At 63.4% G+C, this 514-nt stretch carries 1 protein-coding gene; it reads right to left on the reverse strand.

The features are described 5' to 3' along the window. Positions 1-158 precede the first annotated feature (158 nt). On the reverse strand, positions 159-514 hold a 356-nt coding region (locus tag RX972_RS29285), incomplete at its 5' end, for a GNAT family N-acetyltransferase (protein ID WP_316880799.1).

Below are 514 nucleotides of genomic sequence, written 5' to 3' on the forward strand. Positions count from 1 at the left end.
GTGCATGGCCAGGTTGTTGCCGACGGGATCCCTATGCTCCTGTCCTTGCGCGATGAGGACTTCGGCCAGCGCCACTTCATCACTAGCGACCCCAACGGGGGTGCTGATCGACATCATCAAGCCGATCCCGGCCAGCGCGGAGTTCGCAGCCAGCTATGTTACCGGGGATTCGCCGAGGTAGCGAAATCGACCGCAGACAAAGCCTTGCGGACCTCCAGGCTGCCGGGAACGCGACGGAAGCCAATCGAGGCGTTGAGCCGAAGCGCCGCAGTATTGGCGTCGAGGTTCGTTGTCCGCATCGTCGTGATGCCCGACATTTGCGCCGCAGCGATCAGGCGCAGCTTGAGCGCGAGGCCGACATGCCTGCCGCGCCAGTCGGGCAACACGCCAGTGAAGTAGGAATAGATCTCCTGGCCCAAAGCGTGGCCGATGGTGAGGCCGACGGGTCTGCCGTTAAACCCGGCAACAACGACCCATTCCGGTCGCGAGGCCGGAGTCTCGCGCAGTACCGAAA

It is taken from the genome of Pseudomonas syringae group sp. J309-1 (assembly GCF_032582135.1).
GTDB classification, from domain to species: Bacteria; Pseudomonadota; Gammaproteobacteria; order Pseudomonadales; family Pseudomonadaceae; genus Aquipseudomonas; species Aquipseudomonas quasicaspiana.